The 25,591-nt window shown below is 61.7% G+C and carries 25 protein-coding genes and 3 pseudogenes; 19 read left to right on the forward strand and 9 right to left on the reverse strand.

The genetic code is table 11. From position 1 onward, the window contains the following. Nucleotides 1-73: 73 nt before the first annotated feature. The 8 genes from ACIQT2_RS11765 (at nucleotide 74) to ACIQT2_RS11800 (ending at nucleotide 5,037) form a co-directional block, all read left to right on the forward strand. Nucleotides 74-1,462 (forward strand): FAD-binding oxidoreductase, encoded by a 1,389-nt coding sequence (locus tag ACIQT2_RS11765; protein ID WP_402946507.1) that lies wholly within the window; start codon nucleotides 74-76, stop codon nucleotides 1,460-1,462. A 9-nt stretch (nucleotides 1,463-1,471) separates the two neighbouring features. Next, nucleotides 1,472-1,642, forward strand: coding sequence for a hypothetical protein (locus tag ACIQT2_RS11770; RefSeq protein WP_400335097.1), 171 nt, complete (start codon nucleotides 1,472-1,474; stop codon nucleotides 1,640-1,642). A gap of 98 nt (nucleotides 1,643-1,740) precedes the next feature. Beyond that, nucleotides 1,741-2,742, forward strand: coding sequence for a dihydroxyacetone kinase subunit DhaK (dhaK, locus tag ACIQT2_RS11775; RefSeq protein WP_402946510.1), 1,002 nt, complete (start codon nucleotides 1,741-1,743; stop codon nucleotides 2,740-2,742). Between the two features lie 2 nt (nucleotides 2,743-2,744). Then, nucleotides 2,745-3,395: a dihydroxyacetone kinase subunit DhaL gene (gene dhaL, locus ACIQT2_RS11780; RefSeq protein WP_402946512.1), complete on the forward strand. Its 651-nt coding sequence runs from the start codon at nucleotides 2,745-2,747 to the stop codon at nucleotides 3,393-3,395. Further along, nucleotides 3,392-4,066: a dihydroxyacetone kinase phosphoryl donor subunit DhaM gene (dhaM, locus tag ACIQT2_RS11785; RefSeq protein WP_402946514.1), complete on the forward strand. Its 675-nt coding sequence runs from the start codon at nucleotides 3,392-3,394 to the stop codon at nucleotides 4,064-4,066. Before dhaL ends, dhaM begins: the two co-directional genes overlap by 4 nt. An 86-nt stretch (nucleotides 4,067-4,152) precedes the next feature. Continuing rightward, a complete protein-coding gene (locus ACIQT2_RS11790; RefSeq protein ID WP_402946516.1) occupies nucleotides 4,153-4,329 on the forward strand; it encodes a CsbD family protein in 177 nt (58 codons plus the stop codon). Nucleotides 4,330-4,410: 81 nt separating this feature from the next. Beyond that, nucleotides 4,411-4,671, forward strand: a complete 261-nt coding sequence (locus ACIQT2_RS11795; protein WP_397325461.1) for a DUF4235 domain-containing protein — start codon at nucleotides 4,411-4,413, stop codon at nucleotides 4,669-4,671. Nucleotides 4,672-4,674: 3 nt separating this feature from the next. Further along, complete coding sequence (locus tag ACIQT2_RS11800) at nucleotides 4,675-5,037, forward strand: VOC family protein (protein ID WP_402946518.1); 363 nt, start codon at nucleotides 4,675-4,677, stop codon at nucleotides 5,035-5,037. Between the two features lie 63 nt (nucleotides 5,038-5,100). Here ACIQT2_RS11800 and ACIQT2_RS11805 read toward each other — a convergent pair whose 3' ends face one another. Then, entirely contained in the window at nucleotides 5,101-5,613 is a 513-nt protein-coding gene (locus ACIQT2_RS11805; protein WP_402946520.1) for a VOC family protein, read from the reverse strand. Between the two features lie 70 nt (nucleotides 5,614-5,683). Between ACIQT2_RS11805 and ACIQT2_RS11810 the strand changes: the two genes are divergently transcribed. Continuing rightward, on the forward strand, nucleotides 5,684-6,490 hold the full coding sequence (locus tag ACIQT2_RS11810) for a helix-turn-helix domain-containing protein (RefSeq protein ID WP_402946522.1): 807 nt from the start codon (nucleotides 5,684-5,686) through the stop codon (nucleotides 6,488-6,490). Between the two features lie 616 nt (nucleotides 6,491-7,106). Further along, a complete protein-coding gene (locus ACIQT2_RS11815; protein WP_402946524.1) occupies nucleotides 7,107-7,319 on the forward strand; it encodes a hypothetical protein in 213 nt (70 codons plus the stop codon). Nucleotides 7,320-7,772: 453 nt separating this feature from the next. Here the strand turns inward: ACIQT2_RS11815 and ACIQT2_RS11820 are convergent, their stop codons facing one another. The 5 genes from ACIQT2_RS11820 to ACIQT2_RS11840 all read right to left on the reverse strand — a co-directional run bounded on the left by ACIQT2_RS11820 (nucleotide 7,773) and on the right by ACIQT2_RS11840 (nucleotide 12,644). After that, the gene (locus ACIQT2_RS11820; RefSeq protein ID WP_402946526.1) at nucleotides 7,773-8,531 is read right to left on the reverse strand and encodes an ABC transporter ATP-binding protein; all 759 of its coding nucleotides are present in this window, start codon (nucleotides 8,529-8,531) and stop codon (nucleotides 7,773-7,775) included. A gap of 13 nt (nucleotides 8,532-8,544) precedes the next feature. After that, complete coding sequence (locus tag ACIQT2_RS11825) at nucleotides 8,545-9,612, reverse strand: iron chelate uptake ABC transporter family permease subunit (RefSeq protein ID WP_402946528.1); 1,068 nt, start codon at nucleotides 9,610-9,612, stop codon at nucleotides 8,545-8,547. Then, entirely contained in the window at nucleotides 9,605-10,612 is a 1,008-nt protein-coding gene (locus ACIQT2_RS11830; protein ID WP_402946530.1) for an ABC transporter permease, read from the reverse strand. The genes ACIQT2_RS11825 and ACIQT2_RS11830 overlap by 8 nt, the downstream gene beginning before the upstream one ends. A gap of 7 nt (nucleotides 10,613-10,619) precedes the next feature. Next, complete coding sequence (locus ACIQT2_RS11835; protein ID WP_402946532.1) at nucleotides 10,620-11,570, reverse strand: siderophore ABC transporter substrate-binding protein; 951 nt, start codon at nucleotides 11,568-11,570, stop codon at nucleotides 10,620-10,622. 747 nt (nucleotides 11,571-12,317) lie between these two features. Further along, nucleotides 12,318-12,644, reverse strand: coding sequence for an ArsR/SmtB family transcription factor (locus ACIQT2_RS11840; protein WP_402946534.1), 327 nt, complete (start codon nucleotides 12,642-12,644; stop codon nucleotides 12,318-12,320). A gap of 106 nt (nucleotides 12,645-12,750) precedes the next feature. On the opposite strand from ACIQT2_RS11840, the gene ACIQT2_RS11845 reads away from it, so the two are divergent. Further along, nucleotides 12,751-13,851, forward strand: a complete 1,101-nt coding sequence (locus ACIQT2_RS11845) for an NADH:flavin oxidoreductase/NADH oxidase (RefSeq protein ID WP_402946536.1) — start codon at nucleotides 12,751-12,753, stop codon at nucleotides 13,849-13,851. A 755-nt stretch (nucleotides 13,852-14,606) separates the two neighbouring features. Here ACIQT2_RS11845 and ACIQT2_RS11850 read toward each other — a convergent pair. Next, on the reverse strand, nucleotides 14,607-14,780 hold the full coding sequence (locus ACIQT2_RS11850; RefSeq protein WP_402946538.1) for a hypothetical protein: 174 nt from the start codon (nucleotides 14,778-14,780) through the stop codon (nucleotides 14,607-14,609). A gap of 57 nt (nucleotides 14,781-14,837) precedes the next feature. Between ACIQT2_RS11850 and ACIQT2_RS11855 the strand changes: the two are divergent. Further along, nucleotides 14,838-14,969 (forward strand): annotated as a pseudogene (locus ACIQT2_RS11855) (IS30 family transposase); the annotation flags it as partial. 14 nt (nucleotides 14,970-14,983) lie between these two features. Here ACIQT2_RS11855 and ACIQT2_RS11860 read toward each other — a convergent pair. Continuing rightward, nucleotides 14,984-16,185, reverse strand: a pseudogene (locus ACIQT2_RS11860) (IS110 family transposase). A gap of 236 nt (nucleotides 16,186-16,421) precedes the next feature. Here ACIQT2_RS11860 and ACIQT2_RS11865 point away from each other — a divergent pair. After that, nucleotides 16,422-16,883, forward strand: a pseudogene (locus ACIQT2_RS11865) (IS30 family transposase); the annotation flags it as partial. A 66-nt stretch (nucleotides 16,884-16,949) separates the two neighbouring features. Here ACIQT2_RS11865 and ACIQT2_RS11870 read toward each other — a convergent pair. Beyond that, a complete protein-coding gene (locus ACIQT2_RS11870; RefSeq protein ID WP_402946540.1) occupies nucleotides 16,950-17,141 on the reverse strand; it encodes a hypothetical protein in 192 nt (63 codons plus the stop codon). 646 nt (nucleotides 17,142-17,787) lie between these two features. On the opposite strand from ACIQT2_RS11870, the gene ACIQT2_RS11875 reads away from it, so the two are divergent. From ACIQT2_RS11875 to ACIQT2_RS11900, 6 genes are all read left to right on the forward strand, one after another. Beyond that, the gene (locus tag ACIQT2_RS11875; RefSeq protein ID WP_402946542.1) at nucleotides 17,788-19,101 is read left to right on the forward strand and encodes an MFS transporter; all 1,314 of its coding nucleotides are present in this window, start codon (nucleotides 17,788-17,790) and stop codon (nucleotides 19,099-19,101) included. A 9-nt stretch (nucleotides 19,102-19,110) separates the two neighbouring features. Next, nucleotides 19,111-20,415, forward strand: coding sequence for a M20/M25/M40 family metallo-hydrolase (locus ACIQT2_RS11880; RefSeq protein WP_402946544.1), 1,305 nt, complete (start codon nucleotides 19,111-19,113; stop codon nucleotides 20,413-20,415). A 463-nt stretch (nucleotides 20,416-20,878) separates the two neighbouring features. After that, nucleotides 20,879-21,316, forward strand: a complete 438-nt coding sequence (locus tag ACIQT2_RS11885; RefSeq protein WP_402946546.1) for a carboxymuconolactone decarboxylase family protein — start codon at nucleotides 20,879-20,881, stop codon at nucleotides 21,314-21,316. A gap of 31 nt (nucleotides 21,317-21,347) precedes the next feature. Further along, nucleotides 21,348-22,169 carry an N-acyl homoserine lactonase family protein gene (locus tag ACIQT2_RS11890; protein WP_402946548.1) on the forward strand — a complete coding sequence of 274 codons (822 nt, stop codon included), beginning with the start codon at nucleotides 21,348-21,350 and terminating at the stop codon, nucleotides 22,167-22,169. Then, nucleotides 22,166-23,422 carry an alpha/beta fold hydrolase gene (locus ACIQT2_RS11895; RefSeq protein WP_402946550.1) on the forward strand — a complete coding sequence of 419 codons (1,257 nt, stop codon included), beginning with the start codon at nucleotides 22,166-22,168 and terminating at the stop codon, nucleotides 23,420-23,422. Before ACIQT2_RS11890 ends, ACIQT2_RS11895 begins: the two co-directional genes overlap by 4 nt. Before the next feature lie 732 nt (nucleotides 23,423-24,154). Continuing rightward, entirely contained in the window at nucleotides 24,155-25,579 is a 1,425-nt protein-coding gene (locus ACIQT2_RS11900) for an NAD-dependent succinate-semialdehyde dehydrogenase (RefSeq protein ID WP_402946552.1), read from the forward strand. The last annotated feature ends 12 nt before the right edge of the window (nucleotides 25,580-25,591 follow it).

Consider the following 25,591-nt stretch of genomic DNA (forward strand, 5'->3'; position numbering starts at 1 on the left):
GATCATGCAGTCCCACGCGTCCTTTTCAGGCATTTCAAGCATTTCAGAACTACAGCTCAGCGTGCGCGGTCCAGTGTTCACACCCGCTGACCCAGGCTTCGCAGACGAAGTCGCCGCATTCAACCTTTCCACCCAACACCAGCCGGATGTCGCCTTCGGCGCCCTCGATGCAGAGGACGTCTCGGCGGCAGTGAAATGGGCTGCTGAGCGCGGCATGCCAGTGGCCGTCCAGTCCACCGGCCACGGCGCCACCAACGCCGTTGAAGGCGGCCTGCTCATCAGTACCCGCCGCATGCTGGAACTCAGCATCGACCCCGTCGAAAAGACCGCCCGGGTAGGGGCGGGCGTTCGCTGGAAGGCGGTGGTCGAGCTCGCATCGACCTTCGGCCTCATGGGTCTCTGCGGTTCCACCACCGACGTGGGCGTCGTGGGCTACACCCTTGGCGGCGGACTGCCGATCATGGGCCGCAAGTACGGTTTCGCTTCGGACCACGTGATCGCCTTCGAGTTGGTCACTGCCGATGGCACGCAAAGGCGGGTCACTAAAGACGAAGACCCCGAACTCTTTTTCCTCCTCCGTGGAGGTAAAGGCAATCTCGGCATTGTCACAGCCATGGAATTCCACCTTTTCCCAAACCAGGATATTTTCGCCGGCGGGCTTTACTTCGCCGGCGTCCACGCAGCCACCGTGCTCCAGCAGTTCAGCGAATGGGTGCCGTCGCTCCCCACTGAAGCATCGGCGTCGTTGGCTTTCCTGCGTTTGCCGGACATGGACATCATTCCCGAACCGCTGCGCGGTAAGTTCGTGGTCCACCTGCGCTACGCCTACCAAGGTGACGCCGACGTGGCCACGCGCCTGCTGGAGCCCATGCGCCGGAGTGCGCCGTTCATGATGGACGCCACCGGGCCGCTGGAGTCGACGCAGTTCGACACCATCCACCAGGATCCGGACCAGCCCGTTCCGGTCCGCGAGCGTGGGTTCCTGTTGGACCGCCTCGACGATCCCGCGAAGGAAGCCATCCTGCGGCACTTCGGTCACGGCGTCGAAAGTCCCGTCCTGCTGGCTGAGCTCCGTCTGCTGGGTGGGGCGCTGGCAACGTGCGCCGACGGTGAGGATAGCGTGGGCGGCCGCGATGCGGCCTTCAGCTTCTTCATGGCAGGGATGGCAGTCCCGCCTCTCGCTGAGCTGCTGCCCGTGGTGTACGACGCCGTTCGTGAGGACCTGCGCGACGCCTCCAATGGCGGGACGTTCGTGAACTTGCATGGCCACTTCGTGGACGCTGAGGACAGGGAACGGCCCTGGACTCCGACCGTCCGCGAACGGCTGCGGAAGGCCAAGGCGGAGCTGGATCCGAAGAACATGTTCAGCTTCGGCCACGTGGTTGGCTTGCCGGTGATCGACCAGACCGTGCTGCTCGAAGACGTTGTCACTGCCGGCGGCGACGCCGTGCTGAGCAACTAGGAACCCGCCATGTTTCCGGACTTCTCGGCGTTCCAGATTGATATCCCGCACGGCTCCTGGCCGCACGATACTGAGTGGTCCGGGGCCGGACACCCGCACCACGAGATTTCCGGCGACTTCTGGCCGGACGTCCAGGTGAGCCATGAGGCGCCGGCGAAAGCGGCGGGCGACGGCGGATAGCCGAAGGCTGCCAACGGGGGATACTCCGGGCCTACCGTGGTCCCTGCCGCCGGTAGTAGGGTCAGAGCACCACACCACTGCAGGCTCAGGAGCATCCCATGAAAAAGCTCATCAATGATCCACGTGCGGTGGTGGACGAATCCGTCGAGGGTTTCGGCATGGCACATGCCGACCTCGTGGACGTCCACCCCGACCCGAAATTCGTCGTCCGCAAAGGTGCGCCGGTGGCGGGCAAGGTTGCCTTGGTTTCCGGCGGTGGCAGCGGCCACGAACCACTCCACGCAGGATTCGTGGGGCTTGGCATGCTGGATGCTGCTGTTCCCGGCGCAGTCTTCACCTCGCCCGCACCGGACCAGATCATTCCCGCCACCACGGCAGTGGACTCGGGTGCCGGCGTCGTACATATCGTGAAGAACTACACCGGTGACGTCCTGAACTTCGAAACTGCCGCAGAGATGGCCCAAGCCGAAGGCGTGGCTGTCCGTTCGGTACTCGTGAACGACGATGTCGCCGTGGAGGACTCGCTGTACACGGCCGGCCGGCGCGGGGTGGGCGGCACCGTCCTTGTGGAGAAGATCGCGGGCGCCGCTGCTGAACGGGGTGACGGCCTGGACGCCGTGGCCGGCATCGCCGAGCGCGTGGTGGCCAACGTGCGGACCATGGGCGTTGCTCTCTCCGGCTGCACCGTGCCGCACGCCGGAACTCCGAGCTTTGAACTGGCCGACGACGAGATCGAGATTGGCATCGGCATCCACGGTGAACCCGGGCGGCACCGGATCCGCATGGAAGGTGCGGATGGGATTACCGACCGCCTCCTGGAACCGGTCCTTGAGGACCTGTCCATCGGCTCCGGGGACAAAGTGTTGCTGTTCGTCAACGGCATGGGCGGCACTCCGCTGAGTGAGCTGTACATCGTCTACCGCCGGGCCGCGAACGTGCTGGCAGAGCGCGGTGCCACGGTGGAGCGTTCCCTGGTGGGAAACTACGTGACTTCCTTGGAGATGCAGGGCTGTTCCGTGTCGGTGCTGCGACTGGACGATGAGATGACCACGCTGTGGGACGCTCCCGTCCACACTGCGGCCCTTCGTTGGGGAGTGTGAGCATGGGATTGGGCGTTGACTGGGCCGTGGGCTGGCTGAAACTCTCGGCAGAGGCCATGGCAGAACACCGCACTGAACTCATCGAACTGGACCGCGCAATCGGCGATTCCGATCACGGCGAGAACATGGACCGTGGCTTCCAGGCCGTACTCCAGAAGCTCGACGAATCGCCACCGGAAACACCCGGCGCGGCACTGAAGGCCGCCGCCATGGCGCTCATGTCCAAGGTTGGCGGAGCGGCGGGGCCCCTCTATGGGACGGCGTACCTCCGGGCGGCAACTGCCCTGGGTGATGCCACGGACCTCGATGCCGCAGCCGTGCTGTCCGCCCTGGTTGCGGCGCGCGATGGCGTTGTGGCCCGCGGTAAAGCCGAACCCGGGGACAAGACCATGATTGATGCGTGGACCCCTGCGGTGGAGGCGGCACTAAAGGTGGCCGACGACGGCGGCGACGCGCTCGCAGCCTTGGAGGCCGCCGCGGAAGCCGCTGAGTCCGGAGCCGTTGCCACCGAACCCCTTGTTGCCCGCAAGGGCCGGGCCAGTTACCTGGGCGAACGGAGTGCCGGCCACCGCGATCCCGGCGCGCAGTCCACGGCACTGCTCCTTCGGGCTGCTGCGGCTGCGGCCGCTGCTTCCGGGGGCACCGCCGCATGACGGTTGGGATCGTGGTGGTCTCGCACAGCAGCAAGATCGCTGAAGGGGCCGTGGAACTCGCCGCCCAGATGGCGCCCGACGTCGGACTCGTCGCCGCCGGGGGAACCGACGACGGGCGGATCGGCACCAGCCTCGAAAAGGTGCTGGCCGCCGTCGAGCAGTCCCTTGCGGACGCTGGTGGTGACGGGGTGGTGGTGCTGACGGACCTGGGCTCGGCCGTGATGACGGCGGAATCCGCCGTGGAGTTCGCCAGTGATCCCGACGCTGTCCAGCTGGCCGATGCGCCCTTGGTGGAGGGGTTGGTGGCCGCGGCCGTCGCCGCCCAAGGAGGTGCCGCCGTCGGGGACGTACGCCAAGCCGCGGAAGCCGCGGGAGGTGTGGCGCCGGATGCCGGTCCCGCGGTGCGGGGTGAGCCGGATGCCACGGCCGAATTCGAGCTCATCAACCCCATGGGCATCCATGCCCGGCCGGCAGCCAGGATTGCCGGTGGCCTCTCTGGCCTGGACGCCGAGGTGACCATCAACGGCGTCGACGGGGCGTCCATGATGGAACTGATGGCGCTCGCCGCTGGCCAGGGAACGAACCTGCACGTGGAGGCCCATGGCGCGGATGCGCAGAAGGCCGTGGATTACGTGGGCAGGCTGGTGGAGGAGGGCTTCGGGGAGCTCTGAGTCCAATCGTTTTCGCCCAAAATATTGATAAGTATCCTGATTAGTGATGTTGTAGAGATACAGGTTCACAACGAAAGAGGTGCAACATGGGTGCAGATGACAAGGCACAGAATGCCGGCGAAAAGATTGCAGGCAAGGCCAAGGAAGCGGCTGGAAAGCTGACCGGCAACGAGCGCCTCGAAGCCGAAGGCAAGGGCGAGCAGTCCAAGGCCGACCTCAAGAACGCCGGCGAGAAGGTGAAGGACGCCTTCAAGAAGGACTAGGAATCGGGCAGGGCCGCTGGTTGCAGCGGCCCTGCCTTGTTGTTGGCAGTGATGGTCATCGATGTGAAAGGGGGGGCAACCGTGAACTTACTGGTGAAACTGTTCGGCCTGGCCGTGAGCCTCGGAGCCGGCGCGCTGGCAAACAAGACCCTTGAGGGGCTCTGGGAAAAGAAGACAGGAAAGCCCGCTCCGAAAGACGGCACCGACTTGGATGATTCCTTGCCCGGCGTGCTGGTGTTCGCCGTAGTCTCTGCCGCGGTTGGTGCCGTGGTGCACGTCCTGACCCAGCGCGGCACGAAGAGCGCCCTGGCCCGCATGAAGAAAACTGCAGACGAGGTGTAGCGAATGGCCATTGCGAAGTACCCCAGCGTCGTTATCGACTGTCCGGATGCCCGCGCCCTGGCGGCCTTCTACGGAGAACTTCTCGGCTGGGAGGTCACCCGCGACGACGGCGACTGGGCGGATGTACGCCCCGCCGATGGCAGCAACTGCATCTCCTTCCAGCAAGTGGACGTTTACCAAGCGCCCGTGTGGCCCGGGCAGACAATTCCGCAGCAAATGCACTTCGACGTGATCGTGGAGGACCTGGATGAGGCCGAGAAGGCCGTCCTGGCCATCGGCGCCACGAAGCACGACCACCAGCCGGGCAAGACGTTCCGGGTGTTCCTGGACCCTGCCGGGCATCCGTTCTGTTTGTGCGTTTCCTAGTTGCTTGCGCGGAGGGCCCGGTACTGCGTTCGGCAGTACCGGGCCCTTTTTTGGTCTTGTTGTTTAGCCTTGTTTCGCGGCCCATTCCTCGACGCGGCGGTTGCTTTCCTCTTCGGACAAGTCCTCGACGCGCGTCATGATGGACCAGCGCACGCCGAACGGATCGCGGATGCTGGCGTAGCGGTCGCCTGAAACGAACGTGCTGAGCGGTTCGCGCACCGTGGCGCCGGCTTGCTCCGCGCGCTGGACCAAGCCGTCAGCGTCCGCGCAATAGAGGCCCATGGAATAGCAGTCGTCCTCGCCTTCCGGCGCGGGGACAAGGTGGTAATCGGGGCTCGGCTCCCCGAGCTGCAGGTGGCCGTTGCCGAAGTCGAGTTCGGCATGGACCACCACGCCACCCATCTCCGTGGTGCCCACGACGCGCGCGCCGAACACGTCTTTATAGAAGTCGATGGCCGCCTTTGCGTTCCTGACTGCGAGGAACGGGGTGAGGCTGGTGAGGCCCTTGGGAACTCCGTGGACGGTGTGCTCCCCGTGGGCGGCCGTGGTTGATTCGGTGCTTGTAGTATCGGTCATGTCTTGACGCTACGCCTTGGCGCGTTGGCATCGCTTGGAGATTTGCGACAACTCTTGTTCGAGGGTGGGTATGGATCATTCATTCAAAGGAGTCCTGTATCCCGCCCGCTTGCCCACGTTCCACCGGCTCCCCGCACCTTCCGCGGTGGAGCACCTGGTCCAGTGGTTCTGGATTCCGGAGTGGGACATCGAGCCCGGCCGTACTTCACGGCAGCACGTGATCGCCTACCCTGCCTGCAACCTTGTGGTGGGACTTGAGCGCGTGGATTTCGCTGGCCCGACCACGCGGGTGGGACACCAAGACCTCTCCGGGCGTGGATGGGCGGTAGGCGCGCTGCTGCGGCCCGCTGCCGTCCCGCTTTTCACGGACGACCCCCGTGGAGTCCGCGACGCGGAAGTGGCCTTTGCCGCCGTCGAACTTCACCTTACTGTCACGGCGGCGATGTCGCCTTCGCCTTTGGACGCGGACGACGGCGGCGCTCGCCGGGAGCGCGCGGTGGACGCGTTTGCTCACTGGTTGGCCTTGTTTGCCGGGGCCGGGGTGTCCGAGGAGGCGCTGCTCGCCAACCGGATGATGGATCTCTTGGCTTCCGACCCGTCTGTTCTCCGTTTGGAGGATGCAGCTGCGGAGCTGGCCGTTTCGCCACGGACGTTGCAGCGGGTGGCGCGGAAGTACATCGGACTTAGCCCGGCGGCGCTGATCCGGCGACGTCGTTTGCAGGACGCGGCTGAGCGGGCACGGTTGGACGCTTCAGCGGATCTGGCGGCGATCGCTGCTGAGCTTGGCTACGCCGACCATGCCCATCTCACGAATGACTTCCGGAAGTATCTGGGATTCACGCCGAGTGGGTACCGGCGGGCTGTTGGCGGGGGTTAGGTGTTGGCAGCCGAGCGGCCCGTTCGCGACAGTCGCAGATTGAAGCCGTTGCTGAGGAACTGCTGCGCCGACTCGTGGGCGAGGAGTGTCAGGTTGAACTCTAAGACTCCCACCAAGTGCTGCCCAGAAAGTCGCTTCGGCACCCTAGCCTGACGGCTTCAAGGCTTGGTGCTTGACGTCAGGTTGGGGTGTACTTCTAGCTTTCAGATCCGTTGAAGGCGAGGGGACATTTGTTGCGAGTGGAAGCCCTGCACGCTTGGTTGTGAGCCTTTACCGGGTGGAGAGATAGCTGTTCTTTGCAGCCAACGATCTTTACCGCTGTTGACTGAAGGAAACGATGGGCAGGGCGCCGGTGATCAGACACAAATTGTGCTCTCGCAATCAGAACTGGGCGGGATTCAACGAAGAAGCCAGAGAATGCGAGGTGGTTTGGGGAACCCTGTCAACGTGTATCGATCGGTGGAGGACTGTCGCGCACGTCGGGATGGTCTCATGGGCGTGCGGAGAGTTCCGGTTAGGGCCGCTGAAGGTCCCACTGCTCGGCGGGCAATGCCCGGCACCAAAGCGCGCAGGGCATCCGGTTGCAGGCCCGTTCGGCGCGACGTAGCCTTAATCGATGACCGTGCAGACGTGGACCCTGATCGACAACGACAGGACCTACCCGGTCCCCAGTTATGAAGTGCCGTACATCCAGAAACGCATCGATGCGGCGGCTTCCGGTGAGTCCAACCAGTTCGTTGAGTTTGTCCCCCACGGCGAATCAGAGAAAGTTCGTCTGGCCGTCAACGCATCGACTCGGCTGAAGTCGCCCTCCGGAGAAATCGTCTAAACGTACTTGCGGTTTGGGCGGCCGGCCCATGTCCCAGGCGCAGACCCTCACAGTCCATCCATTCAGCCGGTCCACCACGCAGGAACCGGTTCACACGTTCAACGTGAAGAATATGTCCCTTTCTGTTGGGCAGGAAGCATATATTCGGGCAGCGGGTCGAACGCGCTCGGCTGGTCCTTCGCGCTGCCCGATCTGGCGTTCAGGCAGCCGCTGCACACGGGCAACCCCAGCGGTAAGGGCTCAAAACGGAACACGTTGGTTTCCTCGGAGAGCCGCCCCTCGCGTGGTTGGTCTCCGCCACCCACCGAGAACACCTGACGAAAAAGTCTGCACGGGTCGGGAACGGGTACCTATGTGCCTCGGAGTGAAGGGCAGGGTTCTGGTTCTGTCAAGGCGCTGGTGGATGGGGACGCCATGCCAGCAGGTGAACTCGTACCAGCCGAAGGCTCCTTTTTAGGTGAAGTAGACGCCGATGCGGTTGCCGTCGATTTCCTCGATGCGGATGTCGATGCCGTAAACGTCGTGCAGCATTCCGGCGCTCATGATCTCCGCTGGTGTGCCCTGGTGAATGACCTTTCCGTCCTTCATGGCCAGGATGGTATCCGAGTAGCAGGAAGCGAAGTTGATGTCGTGGACCACCAGGACGATGGTCTTGCCAAGCTCGTCGGCCAGACGCCGCAGCAGGCGCATCATCTCCACGGAGTGCTTCATGTCCAGGTTGTTGAGGGGTTCATCGAGCAGCAGGTATTCGGTGTCCTGCGCCAGGACCATCGCGATGTAGGCCCGCTGGCGCTGCCCGCCGGACAGCTCATCCACAAACTTGTCCGCCATGGAGGCAAGGTCCAGCCGCCCGATGGCCTGGTCCACATGTACAAGGTCCTCCACCGTCGGCCGGCCGCCGCTGTGCGGGAAACGCCCAAACGCCACCAGGTCGCGGACCGTGAGCCGCATGGTCAGGTGGTTTTCCTGCCGCAGGATGGCCATGGTCTTGGCCAGGTCCTTGCTGGGCGTCGCCGTGACGTCCAGGCCCGCCACCGACACGCCCCCGCCATCCATGGGCTGCAGTCGGCTGATCATCGCCAGCAGCGTGGATTTGCCCGCACCGTTGGGGCCGATGATGGACGTGATGCCGCCGCGGGGAATATCGCACCTGACCTCGTCCAGCACGGTGGAGCGGCCGTAGCGCTTGGTGACGTTCCGGACGGCGATCATGGACGGACCCCGGTCATTTCAGCGAACCTTTCAGCAAGAGGTAGAGGAAGAGAAGGCCGCCGGTGAACTCGATGATGACGCTCAGCGCGGTGGCGAAACCGAACACCCGTTCCAGCAGTAACTGGCCACCCACCAAGGCAATCGCACCGATGAGCACCACGATCGGCAGCAGCCGCGCGTGCCGGAATCCGCGGCAGAGCTGGTAGCCGAGACTGACCACCAGGAGCCCGAAGAACGTCACCGGACCCACCAGCGCTGTGGAAATGGCCACCAGCAACGAGCATGCCAGCAGCATGCGCATCACCACTCGCTTGTGGTCCACACCGACGTTGATAGCTACCTCACGGCCGAGCGCCAGCACGTCCAGGGTGTGCCTCATCCGCCACACAGCAAGGCACACGGCAGCCACGAACACGGCGGAAACACCCAGGAGCCCCGGGTCGACGTTGTTGAAGCTTGCGAAGAACAGGTCCTGGAGGATGATGAATTCGCTGGGTTCCATGAGCCGCTGCAGGAGCGAGGAAACCCCGCGGAACAGCGTGCCGAGCACGATCCCCACCAACAGCAACAGGTGCAGCGAACGGGTAGCTCCGGTGAACATCCACCGATACAGGAAAGCGCTGAAACCCACCATCAGCAGGATTTCGAGGGCGAATTTGAGCGTCGATGGAGCCGTGGCCAGCGTGGCAGCACCGGCCACGAACGCCAGGGCGGTCTGCACGAGGATGTAGAGCGAATCGAAGCCCATGATGGATGGCGTCAGGATCCGGTTGGCCGTTACGGTCTGGAACAGAAGGGTGGAGACTCCCACCGCGACGGCCACCAGCAGCATCGCGGAGACCTTGATGGCCCGGCGCGGCAGGATGTAGGCGATGCTGCCCTTGAGGTCGATGGTCAGGAAAACAGTAACAAGCACGACGGCGGTCACCGCCAGGATGCCGATCACCAGTCCCGGCGAGGTACTTCGGATGGCCTCGCGCCAGCGTGTAGGCGACCATGACCGCCGGCCTGGCTTGGCGCCGTCGTCCGCTGTCTGGGTGCCGGACGACGTCACGGCCGGTGACACAGGGGTTTCAGGCATTGCGTTTCCTCAGGAGCAGGAAGAGGAACAGCACGGCACCCAGAACGGACATGACCATGCCCACCGGCACCTCGTAAGGGAAGCGGATGGTCCGTCCGATGATGTCGCAGACCAGCACGAACGCGGCGCCGAAGACGGCGGTCCAGGGCACGGCGCGGCGAAGATTGTCACCGAACAGCAGTGACACGATGTTGGGGACCACGAGCCCCAGAAACGGCACGGCGCCAACTGTTGTGACAACAACAGCCGAGATCAGGGAGACGATCATCAGGCCGAGCCGCATGGTGCGTGCATAGTTCAGGCCCAGGTTGGTGGTGAAGTCCTGCCCCATGCCGGCAACGGTGAACCGGTCCGCGGCAAAGAGGCCCACCAAAACAAGGACAGCCACGATCCACAGCAGCTCGTACCGGCCTCGCAGCACGCCGGAGAAGTCGCCGATCATCCAGTTGCTCAGGGTCTGTAGAAGGTCGAAACGGTAGGCAAAGAAAGTGGTGACGGCACCGATGACACCGCCCAGCATGATGCCCACCAGGGGGACCAGCAGGGTGTTGCGGGCCGGGAGCCTGCGGAGGATCGCCAGGAAGAGCGCGGTGCCGAGCACGGCAAATACAGAAGCCACGATCATCTTGGTGAGGATCGGGGACTCCGGAGCCAGCACCGTCACCACCAGGATCCCGAGCGTGGCCGATTCCACGGTCCCCACGGTGGAGGGTTCCACGAACCGGTTCCGGGCCATGAGTTGCATGATCAGCCCGGCAACGGCGACGGCCATCCCGGCCAGGACTACAGCCAAGGTGCGCGGCACCCTCGAGACCCAGAAGATTTCCCAGGTCCCGGCGTCGTTCGCCCACAGGGCCGGCAGCGAGACATCGCTGACGCCCACAAAGATACTGCCAACGGCGAACACCAGCACAACGGCAGCAGCCGCAACCAGGCGGGCGGTTTCGCCCGTCCGGTTGCGGCGTGCTGGTGCCGTGGCGCGCACGGCTGTTGCGGTCATGTCAGGGTCAGGCGACGGAGTCGGCCACCGCGGTGACCATGGCCTGGACATTGTTCAAGCCATAGCCCACGATGTACCAGCCAGCGGGATCGAGGTTGACGATCTTGTTGTTCTTGGCTGCGTTGGTGGACTTCACGAGCTCGTTGTCCAGGATCAGGTTGGCCGTGGAGCCTGCGGTGCCGATGGCGGTGTCGCGGTTGATGACATAGAGAATGTCCGGGTTGGTTTCCTTGATGTATTCGAACGAAACGGCTTCACCGTGGGCGCCCTCGGACTTGACCTCGGCCGCCGTCGGGACGCCCAGGACGTCGTGGATGATGCCGAATCGGGAACCGGTGCCGTAAGCGGTGACTTCGCCGCCGGAGGTGAGGACGATCAAACCCTTGCCGGCGGCAGCTGCCTTGGCCTTCGTCTCGGCGACGGTCTTGTCCACTTCGGCGAGCTTGGAGGCGACTTCGTCTTCCTTGTTGAAGATCTTGCCGAGCTTCTCAGCCTGCGCCTTGAAGCTTTCCATGGGCTTGGCGGCATCTACGGAGAGGTCAATGGTGGGAGCGATCTTGCTCAGTTCCTCATAGGCGCCGGAGGTACGGCCGGAAATGATAATGAGGTCCGGGGCTGCCGAGCTGACGGCTTCAAAGTCGGGCTCCTTAAGCGAGCCAACCTTGGCGTACTTGGCTTCGGAGAACTTCTTCAGCGCGTCCGGGTAGCTGGCTTCGGGGACACCGGTGGGCTCGACGCCCAGAGCGTTCATGGTGTCCAGGACACCGAGATCGAACGTGACAACCTTGGCCGGGTTCACGGGAACGTTGGAGGTGGAGCCCTGGGCGTGCTCGACGGTAATGGTGCTGGCCTCTTCCGGCTGCGAGGACGCAGTTGCGCCTCCTCCGCAGGCTGTCACGGTCAGCAAGGCCGCCCCTGCAGCCAGTGCCCCAATGTAGCTCGACAGCCTCTTTTTCACGCCAGTACCCACTCACTAATAAGTCACAAATGTGTTTCCTAATTGCCTTTTGACTGTACTTGCAAGGCGAGGCTAACTTCAAAACCGAAAGACCCTCCAGCGGGCGAAAGTGAGCGAATTCACCGGCCATGCCCCACATGGGCCCGAATCAGCAGGCAGGCGTCCGGAAAGCGCGGCCGATGACGTCCACGCTGAGAGGGCGGACGAAATCTGGACTCGCGCAGGTTCGAACGCGTCACCAAAATGATTGCTCCTGTTGCGTCAAAGCCGACGCCGGACACTGCAACGGTCGGCCGACAGTTACCATGCAGATTCGCTAAATCCTTCCACCAAGGGATCCGATGTGCCGCTGGATGATGCTCGGGTCGACGATGTGCGGAATGCTGCCCCAGACGATACAGGTGGTATTTCCGGGCTGGCCCGGACTCCTGGTGTTGGCGGGTGTGGCAGACCACGGATGAACCAGCGGAACGCCGGCGGCCTTGTCATCGCTATCTCCAAGCCGTTGAAGAATACCCAATCCGCACCCACCCAGTGTGGGCCACCGTTGACGATCAGCGCACCTGGCCGTCGGGGCGAGCCCACGGGCGATCTCGCGCACACGGGGCATCCCCGTCCCGATCGCGCTGCGCGTGCTCTGGTCATGCTCCACGAGGGGGCCTTCCAGGGCGGGAGAATGCATGCGGGCGACCGCGAGAAGCGTTTCCAGCGGTCGGATCCGGTTCAGTTAACTGGCGCGCAGGACATTCAGTCAACTGCGGTGGGCGCGGTGCGCCCGGCAAGGAGGACGGCTCGCAAGAGCCCTGGAAACAGCTCATCCAAAGTGTCGCAGCGCAGCCTGTTCATGATGGCCGTTCCTTGGTAACGCTGCTCGATGACGCCAGCTTCGCGCAGTACGCGGAAGTGGTGCGTTGAGGTGGACTTGCTGATGGGCAGCTCGAAGGCGATGCAGGCCTGGTCGTCATGGCCATTTGCCAGTTGGGTCACGATCCGCCGACGCATGGGATCGGCCAGCGCCGAAAGGACGTCATCGATCCTGATCTGATCGGCTGACGGGTGCTCGAGGGTGCGCATGAGTCGATTATCCAAGACTTGGCTCCAGTTCTACGCACTTGGTAATACGACAATCATCGTACTACGTTAGTTGTCGAACAATGATCCTGCTCTGGAGGAGGCCAGCATGGCTGATATTTTCGACCCCGTTACGTTCCGGGGCCTCACCATCCCGAACCGCGCGTGGATGTCGCCGATGTGCACCTATTCGGCGGACGCCGAGGGCGACCGGATCGGCCGTCCCCACGATTTCCATCTGGGCCACTATGCCTCGCGGGCCGCCGGAGGGGTGGGACTGGTCATGATTGAGGCGACCGGTGTTGTTCCCGAAGGCCGGATTACCCCGTTTGACCTGGGGCTGTGGTCCGAGGAACAGGTGGGGGACTTCGCGCGGTTGGTCAACATCATTGGGCAGGGCGGGGCTGTACCCGGAATTCAACTGGCGCACGCAGGACGGAAGGCCTCCACGGACAGGCCATGGCTGGGTGGGGAACCTCTTGGCGAGGCCGAAGGGGGTTGGCAGCCGCTTGGCCCATCTGCTGTGGAATTCCCCGGGAATCCAGTGCCTGCACAGCTCACCCGGGCGCAGATCTCCGACGTCGTTGACTCCTTTGCGCGTTCGGCAAGGCTCGCCCTTCGCGCCGGTTTCGAGGTCGTTGAAGTCCACGCGGCGCACGGCTATTTGCTGCACTCCTTCCTCTCGCCCATCTCCAACCAGCGCGGGGATGAGTATGGCGGAAGCTTGGAAAACCGCGCCCGACTGGTCCTCGAGGTCATCGACGCCGTGCGCAAAGAATGGCCCGAAGACCGTCCCGTGTTCCTGCGGGTGTCCTCCACGGACTGGGTCAGTGAGGACCCCAACGACCACCGGTCCGGATGGTCCGTTGAAGACACCGTACAACTGACCAAGTGGGCGCACGAACACGGCATCGACCTAGTGGATTGCTCATCCGGTGGCCTGATCCCCGCGAGGATCCCGAATACCAGGGACTACCAAGTCAGCAACGCGGCACGGGTGCAATCCGAGACACATGTCCCCGTCGCTGCCGTCGGACGCGTAGCTGATCCGGCGTGGGCCCGCGAATTGGTAGCCAGCGAAGCCGTGGAAGCTATCTTCCTCGGCAGGGCTCTCCTTCGAGACCCCTCCTGGGTGAACAACGCAGCCACGGCCCTGGACGCACGGCCCCGCTTCATTGAACAGTACGACTTCGCACTCACTCCCGCGTAAAGCCCAGCAAACCAGTCCTCACGGCCCGGAGGCCGTCCCCGTCAGCCCGCCCCACACACATCCCAAGGAACCTTCGTGAGCGGCGACAATGGCCACGACTGCCCAGCACCGGCCCGGTCGCCCACATATGCCTGATCAGACGCATTAGCTCTTGGGAGGGAGATCGTCACGAGGCTGCTCCGAAGTGACTTGGCGACCGCGCCAGCTAATGACCTGGCGTGTTCACAAAACGCGGACAGTGCCAAGACCAAGGGTGACGATAGGTGCCCACTCCATCCGTGTGTCCTTTGATGCCGACACCGGCACACGGCAAGATGTGCGCTTCGAGAGCAAGGTCGGAGCCATGTTCACTGATTGAGTCGTCCCTCGTCAAACTGCCTACACGTCAGGTTGGGGGTGTAGGTCAGATGAGCATGCGGTTGTGCCGGGCGCTGCACACGAGCATCTCTCTGGAGGTTGTCGTCGCATGACGTCGGTGCCGCAGCAATCGTGATCGTTGGTTTCCCTCGGACGCCAACCCAATCCCCGTATGCCGAGCGAAGGATGTACTCCTTTCCCAGGAGTCATGCCTGCCGGTATGGACGCAGGACTGATTCTCAAGGGCAGCCGCGTAAGGTATCTCTGCGCCGACCCAATCGAGATTTCCAAGCCAGACGTAGTCCCAGCGCCATCTCCACCCTAGCTCGACAGCTCATCAGGGCAGCTGGCGGTGCGGATAGCTGGCGCCTCGCTGCGCGAGGTCAGTCCGACTTGATTCAGATGAAGCCAACCGCGTTTGCCTGTACGAGGTTCGAGACGTCCGTCAGCAACGAACTAGCAGCCCCTAACGGACTGAAGCGTCCTCCCTGAATGACAATGTTTCCTGTCTCGGAGGAAGCGAATACCATTGCCCTTTCTGGTCCCACGATTTGATGGAGGGGATCGTGCACGGGAACTTCGTCAAGAGCAACGGAAGCCTGGATCTAGCCTTTGATCCCGCAGCCTCTCTGCGCAGCGGAAGGACCGGACGCCGCCCCCGTCGCCGGAAGGAATACCGGACCAGGCGCTTCCCGGACATGGTCATGATTCGGGACAGGCCTGCAGAAGTCGCCGGCAGGTTAGTTCCCGGGCATTGGGAATCTCAATGTTTCTGTCAAGCCGCTTGAGCGCTGATTCTTGTGATTGGTTCCTGGTAGGCCGTATGGTCGCGGAGCATGGCCCAGAGGACGTTGATGCGGCGCCTGGCCAGGGCGATGAGGGCTTGTTTATGTGACTTTCCTTCTCCGCGCTTCCGGTCGTAGTAGATTCGCGAGGCGGGGCTGTTTTTCAGGCTGGAGAGGGCGGCGAGGTAACAGGTTCGCAAGAGTCTGCGGTTGAAGCGACGTGGCCGGTGCAGGTTCCCGCTAATGCGTCCGGAATCACGTGGGACCGGTGCCAGGCCCGCGACGCTTGCGAGCCGGTCGACGGAGTCGAACGTGTCCAGGTTGCCGCCGATGTTAGCGAGGAACGTTGCTGCGAGCACAGGGCCGAACCCGGGCATGGTGAGCAGAATATCGGCGCTGTCATGCTGCCGAAACAGCTCAGTGATCTGGGCATCGATGCCCGCGATTTCTGCATCGAGTGCGCTGATCTGCTCGGCCAACCGGACGACCAAGGCGGAGCCTGTGGCCTGTGTGGGCAGGACCGTGTGCTGGGAGTTCGCGGCTTGCAGGGCTTTCTCGGCCATCTTGGCACTGTTACGACAGCCGCGTTTTCTGAGCCAGCTGGCGAGCCGGGTCAGCCCTGCCCGCCGGATGCCCTCGGGGTTTGGTAGCCGCTCAGAAGGATGAGGGGTGCTTTCTTGGAGTAGTCGAACGCACGCTCGAGCGCCGGAAAGTATTCCAGCAAAGTGGCGCGGAGCCTGTTGATTGCCCGGACCCGGTCGCAGATCAGATCCGTGCGGCGGGCCTTCAGGAGCCGCAGGTCAGCGCTGATCTGATCCGCACCACGGACGGGCTGCAGATCGGTGCGCATCCGCGCCTGGTCCGCGATGATCCTGGCGTCTTTCGCGTCGGTCTTGCCATCCCCGCGATATGTCGCTGCGGCGTGATGCACGATCCGCCCGGGGATATAGAGCAACTGCTGGGCGTGCGCGGCCAACAACTCGATCAACAGGGCCGCTCCGCCGGAGTTCAGATCAGTGGCCCAACAGGCCTCACCGTCAGCCGCGATCTCCGCGACCGCGGCTATGAGTTCGAGGAGTGCGTTTTCGTCGTTCTCGACCCGTTTCGAGAGCAGCACGGTCCCCGTCTGATCGATCACGACGCAATGATGTGCTCTTTTGCCCGAGTCGATTCCTACCCAGAATGCCGGCATGTTCAGGCCCCTTCGATCAGCTCCAATACGGTGGCCCTGTCGATAACTACGCCGGCACGTCCTTACCCAACGATCAATGTCGTAATTCTCAATCAGCGGTCGAGCCATCGGCGGGCAGCGGGCGGCCATTCCCAGTGAGCCGTCCAAGCGGCAGGGCGACCTAGTGCCATACCCGCCACCCGAGGGTGATCGAAACACTACGACAGCTCCGAAATCACCCACAACAACACCGTAAGGAGGGCGATTTAATCATTGGAAAGGGCGGACGCTCTGCAATTGCCACCCTGGTCGAACGGACCACCAGGTTCATCCTCCTCGTGCATCTGGCCGGGAACCGCGGAGCCGAGAACCTGCGAGACCGACTGGCCGAAGCCATGAACCCGCTGCCAGCCCACCTACGCCGATCCCTGACATGGGATCAGGGCACTGAGATGGCCTGCCATCAGGATTTCACGCGGCAGACACTCATCCCTGTGTACTTCTGCCACCCCGCGAGTCCTTGGCAGCGCGGCTCGAACGAGAACACCAATGGCTTGCTTCGGCAAAATTTCCCGAAGGGAACGGAGCTGGGCGTCCATTCCCGCGAGCACCTCGCTATGGTGGCCGCCGAGATCAACCAGCGTCCACGAGAAGTCCTCGGATGGCATAGCCCGCTCGAGTACCTGAGTACACTGGCTTCACCCTCGACCGAACCATAAATTGTTGCGACGACCGCTGAATTCCGCCGCCCACGAAATGGCTGACATTCGACCAGCGCTGACAGCTCAGTAAGCGGATTTTGGTTGCAGCGTCGATCCGCTGAGGTCTGCCTGAGGGTCTGCTTCTGCTATGCCGCGGCCCTGGACTTCGAGGATGGCGGCATCCAGTCCCATCCCTCGGGCAAGGAGGTCCAGGATGAAGGTTGATGTGCCGTTGGGGCAGGCTCTGATCGTTTCACACCCCAACCCCCTGGACACCGGTTTGAATAAGATCCGCGGCGGGCAGTGCCGCGCCAGTGGCTGCTGAAATGCGTATCCGGCTTCGGCCAGCTTCTGCCGCTTATTGCAGCTCTGTCCAGTGACTTAGAAGGTGGCTTTTGGTGGCCGTTACGACGTCGAGGTCACTACGGAGGACTGCTGTCGCTTCGGGACGGACCGTTCCCGGGCTGCCGTGGTCGACTGCAGCGCCTGAACGATAACCTGCGCTTGGGTCCGTTCGAAGGTGTCCCAATGGGCTTACGAGGTCGCCAATCGTTACTGTCGGGCAGGGACTGGTCGTGGGTGGTAAGTGTTTCGGTGTGGTGTCCCCGGACTGATGCAACGTGGACCCGTAGGCCCCGGCCCGGACCGGCTCCGTGAATTGCAGGCCGACGACTCCAAACCCGGACAGAGTCAGCGGTATGACTGCTGCGTGGGGCGGGTTCGCTCTTCCTCCGTGTGTGTCGCTACGGTCAGGCTTCCAGAGACAGGAGCGTCTGAGCCTGCCCTGGCTCAAGTATGTATACAGACTGCCGAAGGCGGATCGGCTTGACCAAAACCAGAACCTGTATTGACACCGGATGCGGTAATGAGTTTGGATGTGATCTGAAACATAATATCTAATACATAACAGGTTAGGGAAGTCATGTCACTGAGCTCCGTTGGGTCCGAACAGAAGGTAGAACGGCCTCCTAAGCGGGTAACCGCAGGATTGGGCGGTGGTGTCGCCCTTGAATGGTATGACTGGAATATTTATGGCTTGATGGCGGCGTTCCTCGGTCCTCATTTCTTCCCTTCTGACAACCCAGTCACGTCGACGCTGAGCGCTTTGGCTGTGTTTGGTGTGGGGTTTATCGCCCGGCCTCTTGGCGCGGTGCTTCTAGGGCCACTTGCGGATCGGTTCAGCCATCGGAAAGTGATGATCCTTTCGGTCACCACGATGTGTGTGACCTCGTTCCTGATGGGCATTTTGCCCACAGCCGAGACCATAGGCATTGCAGCAGGCTTCATTCTGGTTGGCTTACGCCTGATTCAGGGACTGTCGACCGGTGTCGAAGCTGGTGTAGCAAACGCGGTCGCAATACAACTGGCACCACGGGGGGAACGCGGTCGCTATTTGGGCCTCGTCGCCGGTACTTTTATTCAATTCGGCATCGTCGGTTCCGCAGTCATCTCATATGTGGCCAGCCTGGCTATACCGGCCGACGCTCTGGCTTCCTGGGGTTGGAGAATTCCCTTTATTCTTGGGGGTATCTTCGGCGTCGTCGTCATTTTGTTGCGGCGCACTCTGCCGGAGACGCTTACTCAGAAGGCGGAGGACGAAACGAGTGAACTCGACATCGTAACCGACCGCATTGGTCTGGTCTGGGCCTCCGTTTGGAAAGTCAGGCTCGCACTGCTCGCGGTGATCTTCGTGATTGCAGGCGTGACCGTGGCGACGTATTCGTGGAACGTGGGCCTGCCAAATCTCGCCAATACTGTCTACAAGGAGGACCCCGCCCTCGTCTTTCTGATCCTTGTGGGCATGGGGGTCTTGTTCATCATCGCAGGGCCCGTAGTCGGACGTATGGCGGATGTCTACGGAGCGGGGCGGGTGTTTACTGTTCTGCGTGTTTTGCTGGTGCCAGCTTCTTTCGTAATGCTCCTGTATTCACAGCCCGGAATCTGGAGCTATGCGATGGTCATGTTCGTAGGAGGAACAGTGGTGGCCTCGAACATGGGTCTCTATAACTACATAGCCACGTCGCTGATGCCAAAATCAGCACGAACCACCGGGGTATCCCTGGGGACAGGCATCGCCGCAGCGGTATTCGGAGGCACGGCCTCCTACTTGCTGCTGTTCTTCAGGGTCAATGACCTCTATTGGGTGTTCCCCGTTTACATTTCTGTGCTGTCTGCCCTCAGCGTCGTCTTCTACTGGCTTGCCGTGCGCCGCGGACATCAATACGTCCAGGGATAGGAGACCGCAGTGAGCAACTATCCTTCAGAACTTTCCCACGCGGCCGCACTTGCACGAGATCTGATTCAAATCGACACTACCAACTACGGCAATGGAGAATCACGCGGGGAAGAAGTCGCCGCCCAGTACGTGGAGTCGCAACTGACCCAAATGGGGCTCTCATCGACAATGTTCACCCCAGAAGCAGGACGGGCATCACTGGTAAGCCGAATTCCCGGGAAAGACAGTAGTCTTCCGCCGATCCTCGTCCATGGACATCTTGACGTCGTTCCTGCCGATGATGCGGGATGGACCCATGACCCCTATGGTGGCGTCATCGCTGACGGATGCCTGTGGGGCCGTGGTGCTGTGGACATGAAGAACATGGTCGCCATGATGCTCGCATCGGCGCATGAGATGCTGTCCATGGGGGAGCAGCCACAACGTGACGTAATCCTGGCTTTCCTTGCAGACGAAGAAGACAGAGGACGCCTCGGTGCACAGTATCTCGTGGATTCCAAGCCGGAACTCTTTTCTGGTGCGATCGCTGCGATCGGCGAAGTTGGCGGCTACTCGGTGGACATCGACGGGCGTCGCGCGTACATGGTTCAGACCGGGGAGAAGAGTCTCACATGGCTCCGTCTCATCGCCAGAGGCCCTGCAGGCCACGGCTCACGCGCCTACGGCGCCACAGCCATAGCCCGCCTGGCAGAAGCCGTCGCGCGTTTGTCGGCTCATTCTTGGCCAGTTCAAATGCTTGAGGCAACTGACGTGCTCATTAGGGCCATCCGCGAGCAGTTAGGGGCTCCTGAGACAGTAGGTCCCCACGAGGCCCTGGCCTCACTAGGTCATGCTGCCGGGTTTATAGAGGGTGGGCTGAGCGTGACAGCCAACACCACGGTGCTTCGCGCCGGGATGAAGCAAAACGTCGTGCCCGCACTTGCCGAAGCACTAGTGGATGTTCGCGCCTTGCCAGGAGGGGAACTCGAGGCCATAGCTGAGGTTCGGCGGTTGGTGGGAGCCGACATCGAAGTCGAGGTAGTCACAAACCTCCCTGGTATCAGCTCACCGGCTACCGGATCGGTTATGGCGGCAATGACGGAATCCGTGCGGGGAAAGGATCCTGATGCGATGGTTCTTCCGTACATACTGCCCGCTGGCACCGACAATAAAATGTTCTCCCAGATCGGCATCGACGGCTACGGATTTGCTCCGATGATGCTGCCGCCCGAGTTCAACTTTGCGGACATGTTCCACAATGTCGATGAACGGGTCCCACTGGAGTCGCTTACCTTCGGGGTCGATGTCCTCTCCGACTTCTTGCGACGCGTCTAGCTGAACAGCTTTCCCGCTCTCCAAGCAGCCACCGAACGTTCCCTCCGCGTGGCATTTCGCGCCAAAGTCGCGCAAGCAGTTCCGCGGCCAGAACACCGGGAGCAGCAGCAAGTACCCAATAGGTTTCTCGCCCCCAGGTACCGCAATCGCTAGTCCTTGCACCCCTGTCTGCGCTTGATTGCTCCTGTCAAAACTAACTAGCCGGACTTGTCCGGTGTAGTTCCGTCCTGCATTGGTCGTCAGGAGCATACACCACCCAAATCATCGGGCGTAACATCTCCGGTTTTGCAATAGAACCATGTTTTGAAAGCACATCATAGATACTATCTATGATGTATGAGGGGTTGAGTCGCCTCACGCCCGCTGCACGCGAGGTACGACGGCGCTCCCGTAAACGCTGCAATCTGAGCGAGACAACGAGAACAAATCCATCCAAACTGCGTCAGAACTGAGGAACATAGAAATGACTGATCACACGGTTGAAATCCACCCTGAAGCAAAGGCTTACGTCGACGACATGGTCGCAAAGCGCGGCTATGTGCTGGACTACCACAAGGTGATGGCCCTGCATGATTTCGAGGTTCTCAAGGCCGCCAACGGAATCGTTTCCGCCGCTTATCTGAACCAACGACTGCTTGACCGCAAAACGAAAGAGCTGATCTTCATTGTTTCGCTGACGGTGATGCGGGCATCCAAGGGCCAGATTCAGTCTCACATTCGAGTGGCGCTCGACCTTGGTCTGAGCCCTCGGGAAATCCTCGAAGCAATCGAAATCGCCATTCCTGAAGCTGGCGTTGTGGCGTTCCAGACAGGCTTCGACGCTTGGAAGGAAGTCGTTGGCGCCGAAGGCCTGGAGCCCAGCGTCCAGGCCCACGACGGCGGCAGTGGATCGAACGGCTGAAAGCAACCAGCGAGATAGAGGAGCTCTTGAGATGAGTGAATCTCAATCCCCGGTGCGAAGAGTAATTGCGATTGAATTCGGCCTTCGCGAGTCGCTCAAGAGCGAGGTGCACATGAGCTACCAGCTCTACGGTGAGCCCGACGGCGACCAGCACACTACGTACTATTTCTGGCTTATCGAACATGTGCTGGGCCCGATTCTGGTCGACACCGGTTTCTATCCCGAGGGCGGCAAACGGCGGAACCGGCAGATGCACCGCCATCCCGTCGCCGCCCTTGAAGCTTTGGGGGTTGATGCCAAGGACGTGGTCCTCGTAATCATGACCCACCTTCACTGGGATCACGCCGGCAACCTGTTGGATTTCCCCAACGCCGACTTCATTCTCGCAAAGTCCGAGCGTGAGTTCTGGAACAGCGACCTGGCCAGGAACAAGCTCTTCTCTGCCTATTTCGACCCCGAGGCAGGACGGGACTTGGACATTTTGGAATCTCAAGGCAGACTGCGCCTCTTTACCGGCGCGGCCGAACCGGTACCCGGTGTCCGGGTCCTTGAAGTTGGCGGCCACTCGCCCGGTCAAGCGATTGTCGAGATCGACACAAAGGATGGGGTTCTGCTGCTCACCTCCGACGCAGTCCATTTCAATGACACCCTTGAGAAGCGGATGCCGTTCTGCTCAATGACAGACCTCCCGACGGGCTTCGAAGTATTCGACATGATTGAAAGCAGACTGAAGTCGGGCACCTACGTGGATGTAGTAACCGGTCACGATCCAGTTGTTGCGACCAACTATCCTCCCGTTGATCTCAAGAGCGCCCCGTTCGCTGTCGTACTTTCACCCAAGGAGGCAGTATGAGCTTCGCCAGTGCCCATCAACTTATCCAAGGACTCGAAGATCTGAACCTTGAGGAAGACGAGGAACTCAAACTCCTGGCACGCTTCTCACCGGTTCGGCTGGTGTTCAACATCGATGCCGAACAGTTCGTCATCGATTTGGGGAAGACGGAGCAGGATGTCGAGGAGGTGACGCTGAGCGGAAGCCTGGGGGACTGGTCCGGGCTGCTTCAGCTTTCCCCCCGACCGCAGTACAACGGCCTGCTTGCCCTGAACAAGTACAGCAGCACGTTCACCATTGACAGTGACCTCGAGGCTGCGATCCGTCATCTGCGGACGCTCAACCGGTGGTGCGGCGCAGCCCGGGAGGGTCTCGAAGGGGAAGGTGTCAGCACAGGGGCTGATATCCGCGCGGAACTGCCGGATCTGAACAACGGGCCTGTGGGCCGCTACGTGACGTGTGAGATCGCTGGAGAACGCCAAACGATCTATTACGAATCCGCCGGAGAGGGTCCCGCCGTCGTCTGCCTCCACACCGCTGGGTCAGATTCCCGCCAATACCACGATATGATGGCGGATCCGGAGCTAACCGGCAGGTATCGGGTGATCGCGTTCGACCTCCCTGGTCATGGCAAGAGCATGCCCGCCGACAAGTGGTGGCTTCGAGAGTACCGACTTACCCGGTCGCTCTACATTGAGACCGTGCGGGCGTTTTGCAGGGCCCTTCACCTCGATGCTCCCACGGTAGTTGGCTGCTCGATGGCCGGTTCTTTGGTACTTCATCTGGCGCTGGACCACCCTGACGAGTTCACTGGCGTCATCGGCTTCTCGGGTGCAGCAAAGGTGACTGGACGTTTTGCGGACTGGTCATTGCATGCAGACGTCAACGCTCACCAGTCCATCCCGTCCTGGACGTATGGTTTGATGGCGCCGCAGAGTCCGGAGCATTCGAAGCGTTCGGTGTGGTGGCATTACGCCCAAGGGGGTCCGGGCATGTACCGCGGCGACACCTACTTTTACTCCGAGGACTCTGACCTTCGGGGAAGGATCGGCGAAATCGACACTGAAGCCTGCCCCGTATACCTTTGGACTGGCGAATACGACCACGCTTGCACACCCGAGGACACTTGGCGCACCCTTAAGGAAAACTCCGGGATACGGGGCGGCATCCTCGCAGACATCGGCCATTTCCCAGTAGCCGAAAACTATAGCCTGGTCAGACCCTTGATTCACGGAGCCCTAGCGGACATCTCCGGAGCAGACAGTCTGACATAGGCAATCCTCCTTCCTTACACGAGGCGTTGGACGGGAATCCCCTGACGGGGCCACGGAAGTGGGATGCCGGAGGCATGGGCGGGTGCTCAGCGATCCACAGCTGGGCATCCGCACGGAGCTGCCGGGACGCCAGCAGTGAGATTGTTGTCAGATTCCTTCTCTGAGACGGCCAAGAATCCTGGGACTACCCTCAACACTTCCAGCCATCCGGGACGAGTCTTCACGTTGCTGAGTCCGTCCCGGGTGATGGTGCCTGCAGGCGTCAGATACCTGAGCACTCCCCAGGGCCTGGTTCGGTCACGAATCAGAGAGCAGTGAGGGGAGACATTCTCCCGCTGGCCATCCATTGCAGTCATCATACATAACATCTATGATTTAGATGTAGGTCGCTCGGTCAGAAAGGTCACTGGCCCTTTTGATCATTCCGATCAAGGAAGATATTGCCCAAGAGCTCATTAGAACACTGTGCTAACCAGCGACAGTGCCGCCAATCTGCCGAGTCCTGGGCTGTTCCTTCCGACTGCGGAGCCCGGGAAGTGCACGGGCACGCGTTTGATCACGTCGGCCGCACTTGTGCTGACTTCCCGGCTTTCCGTTCCAACGGCAAGCCTACGGAGTTTCGGACGCAGCCGGCCTACATGGGTAAGGCCATCCCTGGCCCTCAAGGGCCTACCTACGAATACTCGAAGCAACAGGACGGAAAACACCGAAATGTCAACAGTTGAGCCTCGAATGAGTGCTGATCTTTTCATCAATGGCGCTTGGGTCACCGGAGAAGCCGGCATACTCGACAATGTCGACCCCGGCACAGGTTCGATTGTGGGTCAGGTGTCACTTGCCTCGGCACATCAGGTAGCCGAAGCCATCGCCGCAGCAGACGCGGCGTTCGCGTCCTGGAGCAGGACTCTGCCGTCTGCACGCGGCGACATCATCAAGCGAGCCTCCCAAATCCTCAGCGATCGCATTGATGAAGCCGCAGCCACGATCCTGCTGGAAACCGGCAAGACACAGGCAGATGCCCGGGGTGAGATCCAGCGTTCCATCGACACCCTGCGATGGAACGGAGAAGCCGCAGGACGGATCCAAGGCCGAAGCTTCCCCGGCATCGCCGTTGGTAGCCGGCGCAGCTCAACACCGGCACCGCTCGGCGTTGCTGCTCTGATCAATGCGTGGAACTTCCCTGCCGTCCTTGCCACCCGCAAGTTGGGTGCAGCCCTTGCTGCAGGTTGCACGGTGGTTTTGAAGGCTGCCGAGTACACACCCGCAACTGCGCGCCTGATCGTTGAGATCTTCGCGGAAGCCGGCCTGCCTGAAGGCGTCATCAATTTGGTGTTTGGAGACCCAGCAGCCCTGAGCCAGCAACTGCTGAGCAGCCCTGAGGTTAAGATTCTTAGCTTCACGGGATCGACGCATGTAGGAAAACTGCTTGCAGAACAGGCCGCTCCGACGTTGACCCGCCATGTCCTTGAACTCGGCGGGCATGCGCCTGTAATCGTGTGGGACGATGCTGATGTCGAACACGTCATTGCCACGACTGCCGGGGCGAAGTTTGGCAGCGCCGGTCAGTCCTGCGTGGCTCCGAGCCGTTACTACGTGCACGAGTCACTCTATTCGGACTTCGTCGAAGCCTTCGCCAAGAAGGCACAGTCCTATGTCCTCGGACATGGCAACGAGGACGGCGTCACCATGGGCGCCGTCGCCCATCAAGGCCGCGTAGATGCCCTTGTCCGGCTCACCGAGGACGCAGTTGCGAAGGGAGCGCGCCTGGTGACGGGCGGCCACCAGGTAAAGAGGGATGGGTTCTTCTTCGAACCGACGATCCTCGCCGATGTGCCTCAGAATGCTGACATCGTGACCGAGGAGCCCTTTGGTCCGATTGCTGCGGTGATTCCGGTCGGTGGTCTCGACGAAGCTCTGGAACTTGCGAACGCGAACCCGTACTCCTTCACGGGATATCTGTTCACGGATTCCCTTTCGGTGCAGGATCGCGTCACGGCGGAGCTGAACGTCTCCAACATCGGCATCAATCAGCTTGCACCTTCGCTGCCCGATGTTCCCCTCGGAGGCATGGGCAACAGTGGCGTCGGTTACGAAGGTGGCCTCGAAGGAATCCTCGCCTATACGCAACTTCGCCTGGTCAGTCAGACGGCCAACTAACTCTGCGTGAAA

The organism is Paenarthrobacter sp. NPDC090522, from assembly GCF_044769225.1.
In the GTDB taxonomy this organism is placed as follows: domain Bacteria; phylum Actinomycetota; class Actinomycetes; order Actinomycetales; family Micrococcaceae; genus Arthrobacter.

Excerpts from the sequence above, each read along its gene's own strand:
- dhaL (WP_402946512.1), top strand. The coding sequence starts at position 2,745 with ATGGGATTGGGCGTTGACTGGGCCGTGGGCTGGCTGAAACTCTCGGCA.
- ACIQT2_RS11830 (WP_402946530.1), bottom strand. The coding sequence starts at position 10,612 with ATGACCGCAACAGCCGTGCGCGCCACGGCACCAGCACGCCGCAACCGG.
- ACIQT2_RS11800 (WP_402946518.1), top strand. The coding sequence starts at position 4,675 with ATGGCCATTGCGAAGTACCCCAGCGTCGTTATCGACTGTCCGGATGCC.
- ACIQT2_RS11885 (WP_402946546.1), top strand. The coding sequence starts at position 20,879 with ATGACTGATCACACGGTTGAAATCCACCCTGAAGCAAAGGCTTACGTC.
- ACIQT2_RS11900 (WP_402946552.1), top strand. The coding sequence starts at position 24,155 with ATGAGTGCTGATCTTTTCATCAATGGCGCTTGGGTCACCGGAGAAGCC.
- ACIQT2_RS11890 (WP_402946548.1), top strand. The coding sequence starts at position 21,348 with ATGAGTGAATCTCAATCCCCGGTGCGAAGAGTAATTGCGATTGAATTC.
- ACIQT2_RS11845 (WP_402946536.1), top strand. The coding sequence starts at position 12,751 with ATGGCTGATATTTTCGACCCCGTTACGTTCCGGGGCCTCACCATCCCG.
- ACIQT2_RS11770 (WP_400335097.1), top strand. The coding sequence starts at position 1,472 with ATGTTTCCGGACTTCTCGGCGTTCCAGATTGATATCCCGCACGGCTCC.
- ACIQT2_RS11820 (WP_402946526.1), bottom strand. The coding sequence starts at position 8,531 with ATGATCGCCGTCCGGAACGTCACCAAGCGCTACGGCCGCTCCACCGTG.
- ACIQT2_RS11895 (WP_402946550.1), top strand. The coding sequence starts at position 22,166 with ATGAGCTTCGCCAGTGCCCATCAACTTATCCAAGGACTCGAAGATCTG.
- ACIQT2_RS11840 (WP_402946534.1), bottom strand. The coding sequence starts at position 12,644 with ATGCGCACCCTCGAGCACCCGTCAGCCGATCAGATCAGGATCGATGAC.
- ACIQT2_RS11805 (WP_402946520.1), bottom strand. The coding sequence starts at position 5,613 with ATGACCGATACTACAAGCACCGAATCAACCACGGCCGCCCACGGGGAG.
- ACIQT2_RS11810 (WP_402946522.1), top strand. The coding sequence starts at position 5,684 with ATGGATCATTCATTCAAAGGAGTCCTGTATCCCGCCCGCTTGCCCACG.
- dhaK (WP_402946510.1), top strand. The coding sequence starts at position 1,741 with ATGAAAAAGCTCATCAATGATCCACGTGCGGTGGTGGACGAATCCGTC.
- dhaM (WP_402946514.1), top strand. The coding sequence starts at position 3,392 with ATGACGGTTGGGATCGTGGTGGTCTCGCACAGCAGCAAGATCGCTGAA.
- ACIQT2_RS11790 (WP_402946516.1), top strand. The coding sequence starts at position 4,153 with ATGGGTGCAGATGACAAGGCACAGAATGCCGGCGAAAAGATTGCAGGC.
- ACIQT2_RS11875 (WP_402946542.1), top strand. The coding sequence starts at position 17,788 with ATGTCACTGAGCTCCGTTGGGTCCGAACAGAAGGTAGAACGGCCTCCT.
- ACIQT2_RS11815 (WP_402946524.1), top strand. The coding sequence starts at position 7,107 with ATGACCGTGCAGACGTGGACCCTGATCGACAACGACAGGACCTACCCG.
- ACIQT2_RS11825 (WP_402946528.1), bottom strand. The coding sequence starts at position 9,612 with ATGCCTGAAACCCCTGTGTCACCGGCCGTGACGTCGTCCGGCACCCAG.